The organism is Variovorax rhizosphaerae (assembly GCF_037889975.1).
Classification (GTDB): domain Bacteria; phylum Pseudomonadota; class Gammaproteobacteria; order Burkholderiales; family Burkholderiaceae_C; genus Variovorax; species Variovorax rhizosphaerae.
In genome coordinates this window covers 161,610-177,530 of the sequence record NZ_JBBKZT010000016.1, presented here as the reverse complement: position 1 = coordinate 177,530, position 15,921 = coordinate 161,610, and the positions used below count along the sequence as shown (strand labels likewise).

Here is a 15,921-nt window from a genome sequence, read left to right as displayed (position 1 = left end):
CCGGGCAAAACGCGAACCTTCGATGAATGACGATCGGCTCACGTTAAACCCGCCTCCCGGACCGGCCCGGCACCGGTACAAAACCGGCCAAGATAGTTGTCGTCGACCGGCAAAGCTAATTGTCGCCAACCACAAGGGGTTCATTGCGCCAATCGCCCCTTACCTGGCCGCCACACTGGCCATCCACTCGTGAGGCGTTGCGGAACACGTTGCCGCGCAGCGGCTTTAGAGCTGCGCTTGCCTCGCGTTGATAGTCAAGGGCACGATTGAAGCGAGCATGGTCTCTGGCAAGGGCCAACGCGTTGCGTGAGATGGAAGATTGCGAGAACTGCGGGCTGATCCGCATCGAGCACTCGCACATCGGCGTGCTCGACGTGGCATCGCTGCGGGCAGCGTGCAGGACGGTGACACCGCCCGAAGCACGTTGACCTGCCGAGTCCGCAAGACAAAAAAAGAGGCCCGCATCATGCGGGCCTAAGGATCTGTGGTTAGGAGACCCATGGAGAAACCACTAGCCGGTCCAACAATGAGCCCAAAAATGTGAATTTGCAAGTTCCAAATGTAAAAAAAGAGGGCCCGAAGGCCCTCTTTTTCACAATTTGACGGGTACTCAGCTCAACGCACGACGGCGATCTGCGTGCGCGCACCGCCCTTGTAGGTGTACAGCGTGAGGGCGCCGTTCTTGATGTCGCCCCTTTCGTCGAACTTGATCGGGCCGGTCAGGCCGTCGTACTCGATCTTGCCGACTTCAGGCAGGTAGACGGCCGGGTCCGAGGACTTGGCCTTTTCCATGGCAGCAACCAGCACTTGCACGGCGTCATAGACGTACGGTGCATAGATCTGCACTTCGACGTTGTTCTTTTCCTTGAACTTCGTCTTCCAGGCGTCCAGCTTGGTCTTGAAGTCGCCGTCCACACCGCCGGCTTCGGCGCAGTAGACCACTTCTTCGCCGATGGCATCGCCAGCCAGCTTGGCCAGTTCGCCGGTGCACAGGCCGTCGCCGCCCATGAACTTGACGGGCATGCCCAGCTGCTTGATCTGCTTGAGCATCGGGCCGCCCACGGCGTCCATGCCGCCGAAGAACAGGATGTCGGGCTTGGCGCCCTTCAGCTTGGTCAGGATGGCGTTGAAGTCGGTCGACTTGTCGGTGGTGAACTCGTGGCCGACGATGGTCGCACCCGCGGCCTTGGCGGCCTTCTCGAACTCTTCGGCAACGCCCTGTCCATAAGCCGTGCGGTCGTCGATGACGGCGATGTTCTTGCCCTTCAGCGTTTCGACAGCGTACTTGCCCAGCGTGCCGCCGAGTTGCGTGTCATCAGCCACCACGCGGAATGTGGTCTTGAAACCTTGGCGCGTGTACTTGGGGTTGGTTGCCGACGGCGAGATCTGCGGGATGCCGGCGTCGCTGTACAGCTTGGAAGCCGGGATGGTGGTGCCGGAGTTCAAGTGACCGACCACGCCATTCACCTTGCTGTCGACCAGCTTCTGGGCAACGGCGGTGCCTTGCTTCGGATCGCCTGCATCGTCTTCCGCGAGCAGTTCGAACTTGGCAGTCTTGTCGCCAATCTTCACGCCCTTGGCGTTCAGGTCTTCGATGGCCATCTTGGCACCGAGTTCGTTGTCCTTGCCCAAGTGGGCGATGGCGCCGCTGGTGGGGCCGACATGGCCGATCTTGACGACAATCGTTTCACCGGCAGGAGGTGCGGCGGGCGCGGGAGCAGATGCGGTAGGCGCCGGAGTCGCTGCGGGAGCGGCAGCTTCTTCCTTCTTGCCGCAAGCCACTAGCGTAAGAGCAGCCAGGGCGACCGCAGTCCATTTCAATTGCATGGGAACCTCCAGAACATGGATGATGAGAAAACATGAAAAATCGGTCGATGGAACCGAGCACCACACAGAGCAACTTCCGCGCCGTACCCGCTTCGCGGCGCCCTCGCGCCTCGACCCGGCGCGGAGTGTATCTGAATGGTTAAGTACGCTGACCTGTAGTAGACCCTGTGTTTTCCGCAAGTTCCCGGGCCAGTGCGTCGACCACCAACTCACGCAAAACGCTTTCGATTTCGCTTCGCAAGCGCGGCAGCATTGCGTCCAATTGCTGCTGCACGGCCGCCGACACGGTGTCGGTCAAGCGCGCTTCCAGGTTGAGGTCGATGCGCTCCAGGACACGTTGCACCAAGCCCTCTTCGAACTCGAAGGCGTCGGCGTGCGAAACCATCGCGGCGGGCATGAGCGCGGCCTGCTCTTCCGATGTGCTATGGAACGCAAGGGGCGATTCGTCATGCTGGACGAGCAGCATCCCGGATTCGGCCGCGGCAGCGTCCGCTGGCACGCTCGCAGGAAGTGACGATGGCTCCACGACGGTCGTCAGCGTCGGCACGAAGCGCGGCGGAGTTCGCACGGGCCCGGCCATCAGGCGGCGCCTCCGGCCATGTCGTGGCGCTTGAGCGCGTAACCCCGTTCTGCGTAATGACGCCAACGCGCCCGGCTCACGACGCGATCGGCCTCATCGCCGGTCACCACTTCGATCAGGCGCTCGAAGCGCTCGAAGCCCGGTGGCACCGCATCGCCGAGGTTCACCATGACCTGCTGGTGCGGCAGGCCGCTCGCACCCGGAGCAGCCAGCACAACGGCCGAGCGCGCGAGGACGTGCGCTTCGCTGTTGTTGCGGCAATGGCCGATGAAGTCGACCGCCGAGAACTGCCACAGCGCTGCATCGACCGCATCGAGCGTGGCGGCGTCGGCCACGAGCACGACCTTCGCGCCGCCTGCCACGACCGCCTTGCGCAGCAGCCGGCAGGCATGGCTGACCTTGTCGACGGCATTGAAGTGGAAGTCGATCTCGGTCACGCGCGCGGCCTTCTCATCGGGGCTTGCGCTTTCGCGGTGCAGCCGGCGCTGCGGCTGCCGGTGCTTCGGATGCCGGCGCGGCACGGTTGATCAGATAGTTCATCAGCAAGCCGACCGGACGGCCTGTCGACCCCTTGGCCGCCCCGCTCTTCCAGGCCGTGCCCGCGATGTCCAGGTGGGCCCAGGCGTAGTCGCTGGCGAAGCGCTGCAGGAACTTGGCCGCGGTGATCGCGCCGCCGGCCCGGCCAGCGATATTGGCCACGTCGGCAAAGTTGCTCTTCAGGCCTTCGGCATAGTCGTCGTCGAGGGGCAGGCGCCAGCAACGGTCCAGCGACTGCTCGCCCGCCGCCTCGAGCGCCGCGGCCAGCTTGTCATCCGTGGAGAACAAGCCACTGCGCACGCCGCCGAGCGCGACCACGCAGGCGCCGGTCAGCGTGGCGATGTCGATCACGGCTGCGGGTTCGAAGCGCTTGGCATAGCTCAGCGCGTCGCACAGGATGAGCCGGCCTTCGGCATCGGTGTTGAGCACCTCGATGGTCTGCCCGCTCATGCTGGTCACGACGTCGCCGGGCTTCAGCGCCGCGCCGTCGTTCATGTTCTCGCAGGACGGAATCAGGCCGACCACGTTGATGGCCGGCTTGCATTCGGCCAGCGCGCGGAACACGCCCAGCACACTGGCCGCGCCGCACATGTCGAACTTCATCTCGTCCATCTCGGCCGCAGGCTTGAGGGAGACGCCGCCCGTATCGAAGGTGATGCCCTTGCCGACCAGCACCACCGGTGCGTCGGACTTTGCCGCGCCGTGGTAGTGCAGGACGATGAAGCGCAGCGGCTCCTCCGAACCCTGTGCCACCGCGGCAAAGGAGCCCATGCCGAGCTTGGCGACGTCCTTGGGCCCGAGCACCTCGCACTTGATGCGCGGGAACTCCGCGAGCGCCTTAGCGGCCTCGCCCAGCAAGCTCGGTGTGCAATGGTTGGCCGGACGATTGCCCCATTCCTTGGCGAACTCGATACCCGCCACAGTGGCGGAGGAATCGCGGAAGGCAGTCTCAAGCGACGCGGCGTCGGGCACGCCCAGCACCAGTTGCCGCACGGTGCGCGCATCGGCCTTGGGCTTGGTTGTCGTGTAGACATAGGTCGCATCGGCGGCGGCCTGCATGGCCTGGCGGAGGCCGGCCGCGTCGACCGGCTGCGCGAACACCATCACCACGCGCTTGGGGTTGGCGGCCTTGACCGCCTGCACGCCGGCACTGACGGCGGTGCGCACCGATGCGGGAGTCCCATCACCTGCCGAAACAAGTACCACCCGAGGCGCCGTGACGCCTTCGGGCCGGTAGAGTTGCAGCAGCTTGCCGGCCTTGGCTGGGAGGTCGTCCGCTTCGCGCGCAAGCGCGAGCAGGCTTGCCAGGGGGCCTGTGGCCTCGTCGCCCGGAGATGCCGCGAGCACGATCAGCGCATCGGCTTTCTCGGTGGCGGCCTGTGTCAGGGAGAGTGTCTTGAGTTGAAAGTCCATAATCCTTCTTTTCCTGAACGATGTTATTCCATTCCTCCATACGCAAGGAGCTGTCGCGCAGCTTCGGGGCCACCCTGGTGGTCCTGGTCACCATCGTGATGACGATGATGCTGATCCGCACCCTGGGCCTGGCGGCCAAGGGCAGCGTCGACCCCGCGGAAGTCTTCCTGGTGATGACCTACACGGTGCTCGGCTACCTGCCGACGATCCTGAGCCTGAGCCTGTTCATCTCTGTCGTCGGCACGCTGTCGCGCATGTACGGCGACAGCGAGATGATCATCTGGTTCTCCAGCGGCCGCGGGCTGGGCAACTTCGCCTGGCCGATCCTGCGCTTCGCGTGGCCGATCCTGGGCTTGATTGCCATGCTTGCATTCGTCGTCTGGCCGTGGGCGAATTCCCAGACGCAAGGTATGCGCGAGCAGTACGAGCGCCGCAGCGACATCGATCGCATCGCGCCCGGTGAGTTCCAGGAGTCTTCGGGCCGCAACCGGGTTTTCTTCATCGACAAGGACACCGAGAATGGAACCACGGCCTCTAACGTGTTCATCTCGTCGATCGAGCGCAACCGCCAACTGATCACGTCCGCACGCAACGGAAAGATCGAGACGATCGGCGACGCGCGCTTCCTCATGCTGAGCAACGGCCAGCGTCTTGAACGGCCGTTCGACAAGTCGGGCCTGAAGATCAGTGAATTCGAGACCTACGGCGCCAGGATTGGCTCGAACGTGCCGACGTCGATGGATGCCTTGCCACCGCGCTCCCAGACCACGATGACGCTGTTGGCAAGCACCGCGCTGCCCGCCCGCGCTGAACTGGCATGGCGGCTCGGGATGGTGCTGGCCGGTTGCAACTTCGTGTTGCTGGCGCTGGCGTTGGCCAGCGTGAATCCGCGCGTCGGACGCAGTGGCAACCTCTTGTTCGCACTGTTCGCATTCGTCATCTACTACAACATGCTGAATCTGGGCCAGGGATGGGTGGGTTCGGGGCGCTTCGGGCCCGGCCCCTTTCTGCTGGCATTGCATGGCGGCGTCTTCGTCATCGCCATCGCTTGGCTGGCCAAGCGGCACAACAACTGGAGCTTCGGCCTGCGCCGCGGCTCCGCCAAGACGGCATCCACCGCGTGAAAACCATACGCCGGCTCATCTATGGCGAGGTCCTGAAGTCCGTCGCCTTTGTCGCACTGGGCTTTCTCTGCCTGTTCTTCTTCTTCGATTTCGTCGACGAACTGCAGTCGGTCACCAAGTCGAACATGCTTGGCTATGGATTGCCGCAGGCGATCCTCTACATCACGCTGCTGGTGCCGAGCCATCTTTACGAGTTGCTGCCGATTGCGGTGCTCATCGGCACGATCTTCGTGATGGCGCGACTTGCGCAAAGCTCCGAGTACACCATCTTGCGCACCAGCGGGCTTGGTCCATGGCGAGCGCTGCGCACGCTGCTCGTGCTCGGCCTGGGCTTCGTGATGCTGACCTTCGCGGTGGGCGACTATCTGGCACCCTTCAGCGACCGCACGGCAACGCTGGTCAAGGCGCGCTATCTGGGGCTGCTCCCGACGAGCGGGCTCACGGGAGCCTGGCTGCGGGAGAAAGCAGATGACAAGTCCTATGCGGTCAATGTGCTGTCCATGGCACGCGATGGCTCGCTGATGAGCCCGCGAATTCTCGAATTCGATGCCAAGGGCTTCCTGGTCTCCCAGACCAATGCCGAGTCCGCGCGCATCGAGTCTGACGGAACCTGGCTGCTCCGCAACGTGGAGCGGCAGCACTACGATTCAAAGGGCCTCGACTCCAAGGCTCAGATTCGCACCGTCGGCGAAACCGAAATGCGCTGGCCCAGCACGCTGACCCATGAAATGGTGTCGGTCGCGCTGCTCAGGCCTGACCGCATGGCGACCATCGACCTGTTTACCTATATCCGGCACCTGAGCGCCAACGGCCAGAAGACACAGCGCTACGAAATCGACTTCTGGCGCAAGGTGTTTTATCCATTGTCTTGCCTGGTCATGGTGGTGCTGGCATTGCCCTTTGCCTACCTGCATTTCCGCCAATCCGGCATCACCACCTACGTCTTCATCGGCGTGCTGATCGGCATCAGCTTCTTCCTGCTGAACAACGTGTTCGGCTACATCGGCAACCTGCGAACCTGGTCGCCCTGGATCACAGCGGCTGCGCCGGGGATGATCTATTCGGTGATGTCCTTGTGCGCGTTTGGCTGGCTGGTGCTGCGGCGCTGAAGCGATGACCGGGCGGCGCGGCATCGTATTGTTCGCGCATGGGTCGCGCGATGCGCGCTGGCGCGAGCCGATCGAGGCCGTCGCTCGCCGCATTCTGGAGCGCGACCCCGATGCCCTCGTGCGTTGCGCCTACCTTGAACTGGTCGCGCCCGACTTGCCCGCCGCCGTGGCCCAGCTCGTGGACCTTGGTGCGGCGAGCGTGCGCGTGGTGCCGCTGTTCCTCGGTATCGGAAAGCACCTGCGCGAAGACCTGCCGAAGCTGATGGCGCAGGCCGCCTCAACCTACCAGGGTATCCCGATCACCCTGCAGCAAGCCATTGGCGAAGAGGCGGAGGTCATTGACCTTCTGGCCAGGATTGCGTGTCCGGATGGCTAATGCGCAACACATTCCATAGACGCAGGCGGCATAATGAAATGCATATAAGGACGCCATTCGTTATGAACCTGCACCAATTCAAGTTTGTCCAGGAAGCGGTGCGCCGCAATCTCAACCTGACCGAGGCAGCCAAGGCGCTGCACACCTCGCAGCCGGGCGTCTCCAAGGCCATCATCGAACTCGAGGAAGAACTCGGCGTCGAGATCTTCGCGCGGCACGGCAAACGGCTGAAGCGCGTGACCGAGCCCGGGCAGCACGTCATCGCCAGCATCGAACTCATCATGCGCGAGGTGGGCAACCTCAAGCGCATCGGCGAGCAGTTCAGCGCGCAGGATAGCGGGACGCTGTCCATCGCCACCACCCACACGCAGGCACGCTATGTGTTGCCCGTGCCGGTGGCGAAGCTGCGCGAGGCCTACCCCAAGGTCAACGTCAGCCTGCACCAGGGCTCGCCCGACCAGGTGGCGCGCATGGTGATCGACGAGGTGGCCGAGATCGGCATTGCGACCGAATCGCTGGATGCGTATGTCGAACTCGTGACCCTGCCCTGCTATGAGTGGCAGCATGTGCTGGTGTTGCCGAAGGACCATCCGCTGGCGGGCAAGGAGCGCGTGTCGCTGGAAGACCTGGCGCAGGAACCGATCATCACCTACCACCCGTCCTTCACCGGACGCACGCGGATCGACCATGCGTTTGCGCAGAAGAAGCTCTCGCCCCGCATCGCGCTGGAAGCCATCGACTCCGACGTGATCAAGACCTATGTGCGGCTGGGGCTGGGCGTGGGCATCGTGGCCGAGATGGCCGTGCGCGACGACTCCAATGCCGATCTGGTGGTGCGGCCGATGGGGCACATCTTCGGCCAGAACATCGCACGCGTTGCGTTCAAGCGCAGCGCGTATCTACGCAACTTCGTCTTCAAGTTCGCGGAGTTGCTGAGCGACCGGCTGGATCGCAACCTGATCGCGAAGGCCCTGAGCGGGCACAACGAGGACTTCGGACTCTGAGGATGTTGCTCCTCCCCAGGTTGGCCTCACTTCGTGTAGGCCGCCCACCGCCCACCGGGGGCAGCATCAGCGGCCCGGCAAAGCCGGTTCCGCGATGCTCCTGGAAGGGAACGGACCCGATGCAGAATGATGAGAAGTAGAGAAGCCACCAAAACCATGAGCACCGTCATTGCCGCCCCCCGCACGCCCCAGATCACCACCAAGCTGCCGGCCGTCGGCACGACCATCTTCACCGTGATGTCGGCGCTGGCCGCCGAGAAGAACGCGGTGAACCTGGGCCAGGGCTTTCCGGATTTCGGCTGCGACCCGAAGCTGCTGCAGGCCGTGACCGATGCAATGGCCGCGGGTCACAACCAGTACCCGCCGATGCCCGGCGTGCTGCCCTTGCGCAACGCCATCGCCAGCAAGGTCGAGGCGCTCTACGGACACCGCTACAGCGCAGCCGACGAGATCACGATCACGGCCGGCGCGACGCAGGCCATCATCACGGCGATCCTCGCGGTGGTGCGGCCGGGCGACGAAGTGATCGTGCTGGAACCCTGCTACGACAGCTATGTCCCAAACATCGAACTGGCCGGCGGCACGGTGGTGCGCGTGCCGCTGACGCCCGGCACGTTCCGGCCCGACTTCGACAAGATCGCAGCCGCCCTGTCGCCCCGGACACGCGCGATCATCGTCAACACGCCGCACAATCCGAGCGCGACCGTCTGGACCGATGGCGAGATGCGCCGCCTCGAAGACCTGCTCGCGCCGACCGAGGTGCTGGTGATCGCCGACGAGGTGTACGAGCACATGGTCTATGCGCCGCTACAGCACGAAAGCGTGGCGCGCTACCCGGGTCTGGCTGCGCGCAGCTTCATCGTGAGCAGCTTCGGCAAGACCTACCACGTGACGGGTTGGAAGGTCGGCTACGTGGCCGCACCGGCGCCGCTCACGGCCGAGTTCCGCAAGGTGCACCAGTTCAATGTCTTCACGGTCAACACGCCGATGCAGCATGCGCTGGCGCAGTTCATGGCAGACCCGGCGCCCTACCTGGAACTGCCTGCCTTCTACCAACGCAAGCGCGACCTGTTTGCGGCGGGCCTGGCCAAGACGCGGCTGCGCTTGCTGCCGAGCCAGGGCACCTACTTCCAGTGTGTCGACATCTCCGAAGTGAGCGACCTGTCGGAGTCGGATTTCTGCCTCTGGCTTACCGGCGAGATCGGCGTGGCGGCGATACCGCTGTCGGCGTTCTATGGCGATGGTTTCGATCAGCGCGTGGTGCGTTTCTGCTTCGCCAAGAAGGACGAGACGCTGCTGTCGGCGCTGGATCGACTCTCCCGGCTCTGACACGCAGCCGGGGCTTCGCCTGACCTCCGATGGGGCACCTATCCCCGGGGCGGATCGATCGCGTGGACCGACCATGGACTCCTTCGCAAAGCTCTTAGGAGAAGGTCATGTCGCTCTCGTTGATCCTGTTGATCGTGGTGGTCCTGTTGCTGGTCGGCGCGCTGCCAAGCTGGGGCTACAGCCGCAATTGGGGCTACGGCCCGAGTGGTGGCCTGGGCCTGGTGCTGGTGGTCGTGGTCATCTTGGCGGTGCTCGGCCACATATGACGAACTGGCGCTGAGCTCACGGGCCAATCCATCGGATGGCCCTCGTTGACTCCGCTTCAGAAACTCCACGACCTGCCGCTGTTCCTGGATATGTCGCTCGAGAGCCCCCGGGGCCGGGCTGCGCCGAGCCCGCTCGCAGGGGATTGAGTCGAGATGGCAAAGCCACATCGACTCAAGAGCGTCCGGTACGGCCGCAGAGTTCATTGAGTCCGGTGTGCCTGCCCCGCAATGTGCGGTGGCAGGTCACTGGCAACCGTCATGTATTGAGCTGCGCCCAGGCCTTGTCCAGCCGCTTGACGCTCACCGGCTGCGGCGTGCGAAGTTCCTGGGCGAAGAAGCTCACGCGCAACTCTTCCAGCAACCAGCGGAACTCCAGCATGCGGTCGTCGACTGCGCCCTTGCGCTCGGCGACGAGGCGCCAATACCTTTGCTCCTGAGGTCGCAATTCGGCGAGGCGGGATGCGTCACGCGCGGGGTCGGCGCGCAGCTTGTCCAGCCGTGCCGTGATGGCCTTCAGGTAGCGCGCGAAGTGTTGCAGTTGCGGCCACGGCGTGTCGACGACGAAGCGCTTGCCGACCAGGCGTTGCAACTGCTGCGCGGCGTCCTGCACCGCATCCGGTTGCACCTTGGTGTCCTTGATCTTGCGCGCCGCCGTGGCGTACTCGGCGAGGATCACTCCCGTCAGCCGTGCCACCTCGTTCGCGATCAAGGTGAGGCGGCCACGGCCTTCCTCGATGCGGCGCTTGAAGGCGAATTCATCGGTGGGCAATGGCTCCTGCAGGAATGCCCGGTCGAGTGCCACATCAATGATCTGCGCACGCAACTCCTCGACCGTGCCGAGTGGCATGAACTGGACGGCCATCTTCTGCAGGTCGGGGATGTTCTTCTCGAGGTACTTGAGCGCATCCTTGAGCTGCATGGCGACGAGGCGGCGCAACCCTGCGCGATGCTTGGCCGACGCCACGGCGGGCTCGTCGAACACCTCGATCGTGACGCCGTCGGCATGGCCGTCGTTGACCAAGGCCGGGAAGCCGACCAGCGATTGGGCGCCGCGCCGGACCTCCATCAATTCGGGCAGCTCGCCGAAGGTCCAGGCCGTGTAGCGCTGGCCGGCCGGCAATGGGGTTTCCTGCGTTTTCGCACTGACGGCCGCCTGCGGCTTGCCGGCGACGGCTGGAGAAGGTTTCACCTCCGGCGCCTTCTTGACGTTGAGCCCCGCCAGCGCCTGGAACGCTCCGCGTGCCTGTGCGCCCAGTTCCGCCTTGAGCGCGCCGAGGTTGCGACCCATGCCGAGTTGGCGACCATGCTCATCGACCACCCGCAGGTTCATGAACAGGTGCGGCGGCAGCATGTCGAGCTTGAAGTCGGCGCGCTTCACATCGAGGCTGGTGATGTCGCGAACCTTCTTGAGCAGCGCATCGGTCAGCGAGCCGGTGCCGAATGCTTCCGGGACCGCCATCTCTTCGGCCAGCCGAGACGCCGATTCAGGCAGCGGCACCAGCCGCGAGCGCGGACGCTGCGGCAGGCTCTTGAGCAGCGCCTGGATCTTGTCCTTGAGCATGCCCGTGACCAACCATTCGCTGCGTTCCTCGCTGACCTGGTTGAGCACGAACAGCGGCACCGTCACAGTCAGGCCGTCGCGCGCATCGCCGGGTTCGTGCAGGTAGGTGGCCGCGCAATCGACGCCGCCAAGCCGGATCGTCGGCGGGAAGGATTGCGTCGTGATGCCGGCCGCCTGGTGCCGCATGAGTTCGTCGCGCGTGAGGAACAAGAGGCGTGGCTGCGTGGCCGAGGCCTGGCGGTACCAGTTCTCGAAGCTGATGCCGCTGGCCACGTCGGGCGGCAGTTGGGCGTCATAGAAGGCGAAGATGAGTTCGTCGTCGACCAGCACATCCTGCCGGCGCGCCTTGTGCTCCAGGCCCTCGACCTCGCGCACCAGCTTTCGGTTGGCCGCGAGGAAAGGGAACTTGCTGTCCCATTGGCCGCCGACCAGCGCTTCACGGATGAAGATCTCGCGCGCCGCGACCGGGTCGACGCGCGTGAAGTCGACACGGCGGCCGCTGTAGATGACGAGGCCGTACAGGGTTGCCCGTTCGAGCGCGGTGACCTGCGCGCCCTTTTTCTCCCAATGCGGATCGAGCAGTTGCTTCTTCAGCAGATGGCCTGCGACCTGCTCCAGCCACTGCGGCTCGATGTTGGCAATGCCGCGGCCGAACAGGCGGGTCGTCTCGACCAATTCGGCGACGACGATCCAGCGGCCCGGCTTCTTCTTGAGATGCGCGCCGGGATGGCGATAGAACTTGATGCCGCGCGCACCCAGGTAGGCCTCGTCGTCCTCGACCTTCCAGCCGACGTTGCCGAGCAGGCCGGCGAGCATCGACAGGTGCAGGTGCTCGTAGCTGGCGGGGACGCTGTTGATCTTCCACTTGTGCTCGGTGACGACGGTGAGCAGTTGGGAATGGGTGTCGCGCCACTCGCGCACGCGGCGGATGTTGATGAAGTTCTGGCGCAGCAGTTGTTCGTATTGGCGGTTGGTGAGCTTGTGAGTGGGGAGGCCCTCAGCGCCGCCCTCCCCCGCTCGCGAGAGAGGGAGTGAATTGCCCCCTCTCCCGCCTGCGGGAGAGGGCCGGGGTGAGGGCTGCCCCCCGCGCGCCGCATGGATCCACTTCCACAACTGCAGATACCCGCTGAACTCGCTCTTCTCATCGTCGAATTTCGCATGCGCCTGGTCCGCCTGCTGCTGCGCCTCCATCGGCCGGTCCCGAACGTCCTGCACGCTGAGCGCCGATGCGATCACCAGCACCTCTTCCAGCGCGCCACGCGAACGCGCCTCCAGGATCATCCGACCCACACGAGGATCAAGCGGCAACCGCGCCAGTTCGCCGCCGATCGCGGTCAGCTCATTGGCATCGTCGACCGCCCCCAACTCGTTGAGCAACTGGTAGCCATCCGCAATCGCACGCGGCGACGGCGCCTCGAGGAACGGAAAGCGCGAGACATCACCCAATCGCAGCGACTTCATCCGCAAGATCACCCCGGCCAGCGAGGAACGCAGGATTTCCGGATCGGTGAAGCGCGGCCGACCCGCGAAGTCCTTCTCGTCATAGAGCCGGATGCAGATGCCGTTCGCGACCCGCCCGCAGCGGCCCGCGCGCTGGTTCGCCGCGGCCTGGCTGATCGGCTCGACCAACAGTTGCTCGACCTTGCTGCGGAAGCTGTAGCGCTTGACCCGCGCCGTCCCCGTATCGATGACGTAGCGGATGCCCGGCACCGTCAGCGAGGTCTCGGCCACGTTGGTGGCCAGCACCACGCGCCGGCCCGTGTGCCCTTCGAAGATGCGGTCCTGCTCGGCCTGCGACAGGCGTGCGAAGAGAGGCAGCACCTCGGCGCCGCGGTACAGCGGCTGGTGCGCCAGATGCTTGCGCAAGTGGTCGGCCGCCTCGCGGATCTCGCGTTCGCCGGGCAGGAAGATCAGGATGTCGCCGGCGTTGTGCGGGTCGCGCCACAACTCGTCCACGCCGTCTGCGATCGCGCTATTGAGGTCGTACTCGCGCGATTCTTCAAAGGGCCGCCAGCGCTGCTCGACCGGGAAGGTGCGGCCGGAAACATAGATGATCGGCGCCGGCCCGCTCTTCGAAGCGAAGTGCGTCGCAAAGCGATCGGCATCGATGGTCGCCGAGGTCACGATGACCTTCAGGTCCGGCCGGCGCGGCAGGATCTCGCGCAGGTAGCCCAGCAGGAAGTCGATGTTCAGCGAGCGCTCGTGGGCCTCGTCGATGATCAGCGTGTCATAGGCCTTCAGCAACGGGTCGGACTGGGTTTCTGCCAGCAGGATGCCGTCCGTCATGAGCTTGACCGAGGCGTCGCGGCTCAGGCGGTCCTGGAAGCGCACCTTGAAGCCGACCACCTCGCCCAACGGTGTCTTCAACTCCTCGGCGATGCGCTTAGCCACCGAACTCGCGGCGATGCGTCGCGGCTGCGTGTGGCCGATGAGCCTGCCCTGCCCCGCCGGCGCATTGCCGTTCGCTGGCACGGCGTTGATCTTGCCGCGACCCAATTGCAACGCGATCTTCGGCAACTGCGTGGTCTTGCCCGAACCCGTCTCGCCGCAGACGATCACCACCTGGTTGGCCTGGATGGCAGCGGCAATTTCATCGCGCCGCGCAGAGACGGGGAGCGATTCGGGAAACTCGATGCGGAGAGGGGAAGAAGTCGTCGTCAAGGGCCACGGGCCGCGTGCGGCCAAACGTCGAATTATCGGCCGGCAGGGAAACGGTTGCGGACCTACAACCTTCCGCCCGACGAATGCCACGCCAAGAATGCACAATCGCCCCCCATGTCGACCGTCTTCAATTTCACCTTCGTCCCCTGGTTTCGCTCGGTGGCGCCTTACATCCACACGCACCGGGGCAAGACTTTCGTGGTCGGCCTCGCGGGCGAAGCCATCGCCGCGGGCAAGCTGCAGAGCATCGCGCAGGACCTGGCGCTGATCCAGTCCATGGGCGTGAAGGTGGTGCTGGTGCACGGCTTTCGGCCGCAGGTCAACGAGCAATTGCGCGCCAAGGGCCACGAGGCGCGCTATTCCCACGGCATGCGCATCACCGATGAAGTGGCGCTGGACTCGGCCCAGGAAGCGGCCGGCCAGTTGCGCTACGAGATCGAGGCCGCGTTCAGCCAGGGCCTGCCCAACACTCCGATGGCCGGCGCGACGGTGCGCGTGATTTCAGGCAACTTCATCACGGCGCGTCCGGTGGGCGTGCTGGACGGCGTGGACTTCAAGCATTCCGGCCTGGTCCGCAAAGTCGACGCCTCGGGCATCCGCCGGACGCTGGACTTCGGCGCCATGGTGCTGATCTCCCCCTTCGGCTTCTCGCCCACTGGCGAGGCCTTCAACCTCACGATGGAAGAGGTCGCGACCAGCGTCGCCATCTCGATCCAGGCCGACAAGCTGATCTTCCTCACCGAGGTGCCCGGCATCGCCATCGACCCCGACCTCCCGGTGAGCGAGGACAACCCGATCGACACCGAACTGCCCCTGGACGCCGCCGAGAAGATGCTCGCCAACATGGCGCCGGCGCAACGTCCGACCGACTCGGCCTTCTACCTGCAGCACTGCGTGAAGGCCTGCAAGGCCGGTGTGGAGCGCAACCACATCCTGCCGTTTGCGGTGGATGGCTCGCTGCTGCTGGAGGTGTACGTGCACGACGGCATCGGCACCATGGTCATCGACGAGAAGCTCGAATCCCTGCGCGAAGCGACGGCCGACGACATCGGCGGCATCCTGCAACTGATCGAACCCTTCGAGCGCGACGGCACGCTGGTCAAGCGCGACCGCACCGAGATCGAGCGCGACATCGGCCACTACACGGTGATCGAGCATGACGGCGTGATCTTCGGCTGCGCCGCGCTGTACCCGTACCCCGAGGCCCGCACCGCCGAGATGGCCGCGCTGACCGTGTCGCCCAACGTGCAGGCGCAGGGCGACGGCGAGAAGATCCTGAAGCGCGTGGAGCAACGCGCCAAGGCAGCAGGCTTGGAAAGCATCTTCGTGCTGACCACCCGCACCATGCACTGGTTCATCAAGCGCGGCTTCGTGCAGGTCGACCCCGAATGGTTGCCCGAGGCCCGCAAGCGCAAGTACAACTGGGACCGCAAGAGCCAGGTGCTGGTCAAGAAACTCTGAGGAGCCTGTCGTGAACCTGGCCACCGCACTGATGTTCACCGTGGTGGCGCTGGCCGCCATTGCCACGCCGGGCCCGACCGTGCTGCTGGCGCTGAGCAATGGCTCGCGCTACGGTGTTCGCGGCGCACTCCCGGGCATGCTGGGCGCCGCGGTCTCCGATTTCGTGCTGGTCGGGGCCGTCGCGCTGGGGCTGGGTGCGTTGCTGGCGGCTTCGGAATTCTGGTTCTCGATGCTCAAGTACCTGGGCGCGGTCTACCTGGCCTGGCTCGGTTTGCGCATGCTGCGCTCGCGCGGCGGTTTCAATCCGGCTGCTGCAGACGCGACCGGCGGCCAGGCCTCGCATGCCTTCCAGGTGTTCACCAAGTCCTTCCTGGTGGCCGTGACCAACCCCAAGGGATACCTGTTCTGCTCGGCCTTGTTGCCGCAGTTCATCGACCCTGTCGCAACGCAGGCGCCGCAGTACTTGAGCATTGCCGTGCTGTTCGCAGCGCTCGACGTGGCGGTGATGCTGGCCTATGCCTTCGTCGGTTCGCGCGCCATGCAACTGTTGACTGCGTCCGCCACCCGCTGGCTCGACCGCACCTGCGGTGCCATGCTGCTGGCGTTGGCCGGTTCGCTGGCCTTTTACCGGCGCAGCACGGCTTGATCGCAGCCTCTCTCGATAATCGTCCCC

General features: G+C 64.8%; 14 protein-coding genes. 9 read left to right on the top strand and 5 right to left on the bottom strand.

Annotated elements, in window-relative coordinates; all coding sequences use genetic code 11:
* The coding region (locus WKW82_RS29105; RefSeq protein ID WP_340346154.1) for a hypothetical protein at window positions 1-193 on the top strand (193 nt) is incomplete at its 5' end.
* Between the two features lie 422 nt (window positions 194-615).
* Here the strand turns inward: WKW82_RS29105 and WKW82_RS29100 are convergent.
* The 4 genes from WKW82_RS29100 to WKW82_RS29085 all read right to left on the bottom strand — a co-directional run bounded on the left by WKW82_RS29100 (window position 616) and on the right by WKW82_RS29085 (window position 4,357).
* Window positions 616-1,827: a branched-chain amino acid ABC transporter substrate-binding protein gene (locus WKW82_RS29100; protein ID WP_340346152.1), complete on the bottom strand. Its 1,212-nt coding sequence runs from the start codon at window positions 1,825-1,827 to the stop codon at window positions 616-618.
* Between the two features lie 139 nt (window positions 1,828-1,966).
* Entirely contained in the window at window positions 1,967-2,293 is a 327-nt protein-coding gene (locus WKW82_RS29095) for a hypothetical protein (protein WP_340346151.1), read from the bottom strand.
* 113 nt (window positions 2,294-2,406) lie between these two features.
* The gene (locus WKW82_RS29090; protein WP_340346149.1) at window positions 2,407-2,844 is read right to left on the bottom strand and encodes a DNA polymerase III subunit chi; all 438 of its coding nucleotides are present in this window, start codon (window positions 2,842-2,844) and stop codon (window positions 2,407-2,409) included.
* A gap of 13 nt (window positions 2,845-2,857) precedes the next feature.
* Window positions 2,858-4,357 (bottom strand): leucyl aminopeptidase, encoded by a 1,500-nt coding sequence (locus tag WKW82_RS29085; protein ID WP_340346148.1) that lies wholly within the window; start codon window positions 4,355-4,357, stop codon window positions 2,858-2,860.
* Window positions 4,358-4,377: 20 nt separating this feature from the next.
* On the opposite strand from WKW82_RS29085, the gene lptF reads away from it, so the two are divergent.
* From lptF to WKW82_RS29055, 6 genes are all read left to right on the top strand, one after another.
* Window positions 4,378-5,481, top strand: a complete 1,104-nt coding sequence (gene lptF / locus WKW82_RS29080; RefSeq protein ID WP_340346147.1) for an LPS export ABC transporter permease LptF — start codon at window positions 4,378-4,380, stop codon at window positions 5,479-5,481.
* Window positions 5,478-6,590 (top strand): LPS export ABC transporter permease LptG, encoded by a 1,113-nt coding sequence (gene lptG / locus WKW82_RS29075; protein WP_340346146.1) that lies wholly within the window; start codon window positions 5,478-5,480, stop codon window positions 6,588-6,590. Before lptF ends, lptG begins: the two co-directional genes overlap by 4 nt.
* 4 nt (window positions 6,591-6,594) lie before the next feature.
* On the top strand, window positions 6,595-6,966 hold the full coding sequence (locus WKW82_RS29070; RefSeq protein WP_340346145.1) for a sirohydrochlorin chelatase: 372 nt from the start codon (window positions 6,595-6,597) through the stop codon (window positions 6,964-6,966).
* A 62-nt stretch (window positions 6,967-7,028) separates the two neighbouring features.
* Window positions 7,029-7,970 (top strand): CysB family HTH-type transcriptional regulator, encoded by a 942-nt coding sequence (locus WKW82_RS29065; protein ID WP_340346144.1) that lies wholly within the window; start codon window positions 7,029-7,031, stop codon window positions 7,968-7,970.
* Window positions 7,971-8,126: 156 nt separating this feature from the next.
* Complete coding sequence (locus WKW82_RS29060) at window positions 8,127-9,299, top strand: pyridoxal phosphate-dependent aminotransferase (protein ID WP_340346142.1); 1,173 nt, start codon at window positions 8,127-8,129, stop codon at window positions 9,297-9,299.
* Window positions 9,300-9,406: 107 nt separating this feature from the next.
* Window positions 9,407-9,565, top strand: coding sequence for a DUF3309 family protein (locus WKW82_RS29055; RefSeq protein WP_213954851.1), 159 nt, complete (start codon window positions 9,407-9,409; stop codon window positions 9,563-9,565).
* 256 nt (window positions 9,566-9,821) lie between these two features.
* On the opposite strand, the gene hrpA is transcribed toward WKW82_RS29055, so the two are convergent.
* On the bottom strand, window positions 9,822-13,787 hold the full coding sequence (hrpA, locus tag WKW82_RS29050; RefSeq protein WP_340346140.1) for an ATP-dependent RNA helicase HrpA: 3,966 nt from the start codon (window positions 13,785-13,787) through the stop codon (window positions 9,822-9,824).
* 114 nt (window positions 13,788-13,901) lie between these two features.
* Between hrpA and argA the strand changes: the two genes are divergently transcribed.
* The gene (gene argA / locus WKW82_RS29045; RefSeq protein ID WP_340346139.1) at window positions 13,902-15,248 is read left to right on the top strand and encodes an amino-acid N-acetyltransferase; all 1,347 of its coding nucleotides are present in this window, start codon (window positions 13,902-13,904) and stop codon (window positions 15,246-15,248) included.
* A 10-nt stretch (window positions 15,249-15,258) separates the two neighbouring features.
* Window positions 15,259-15,894 carry a LysE family translocator gene (locus tag WKW82_RS29040; RefSeq protein WP_340346137.1) on the top strand — a complete coding sequence of 212 codons (636 nt, stop codon included), beginning with the start codon at window positions 15,259-15,261 and terminating at the stop codon, window positions 15,892-15,894.
* Window positions 15,895-15,921: the final 27 nt, after the last annotated feature.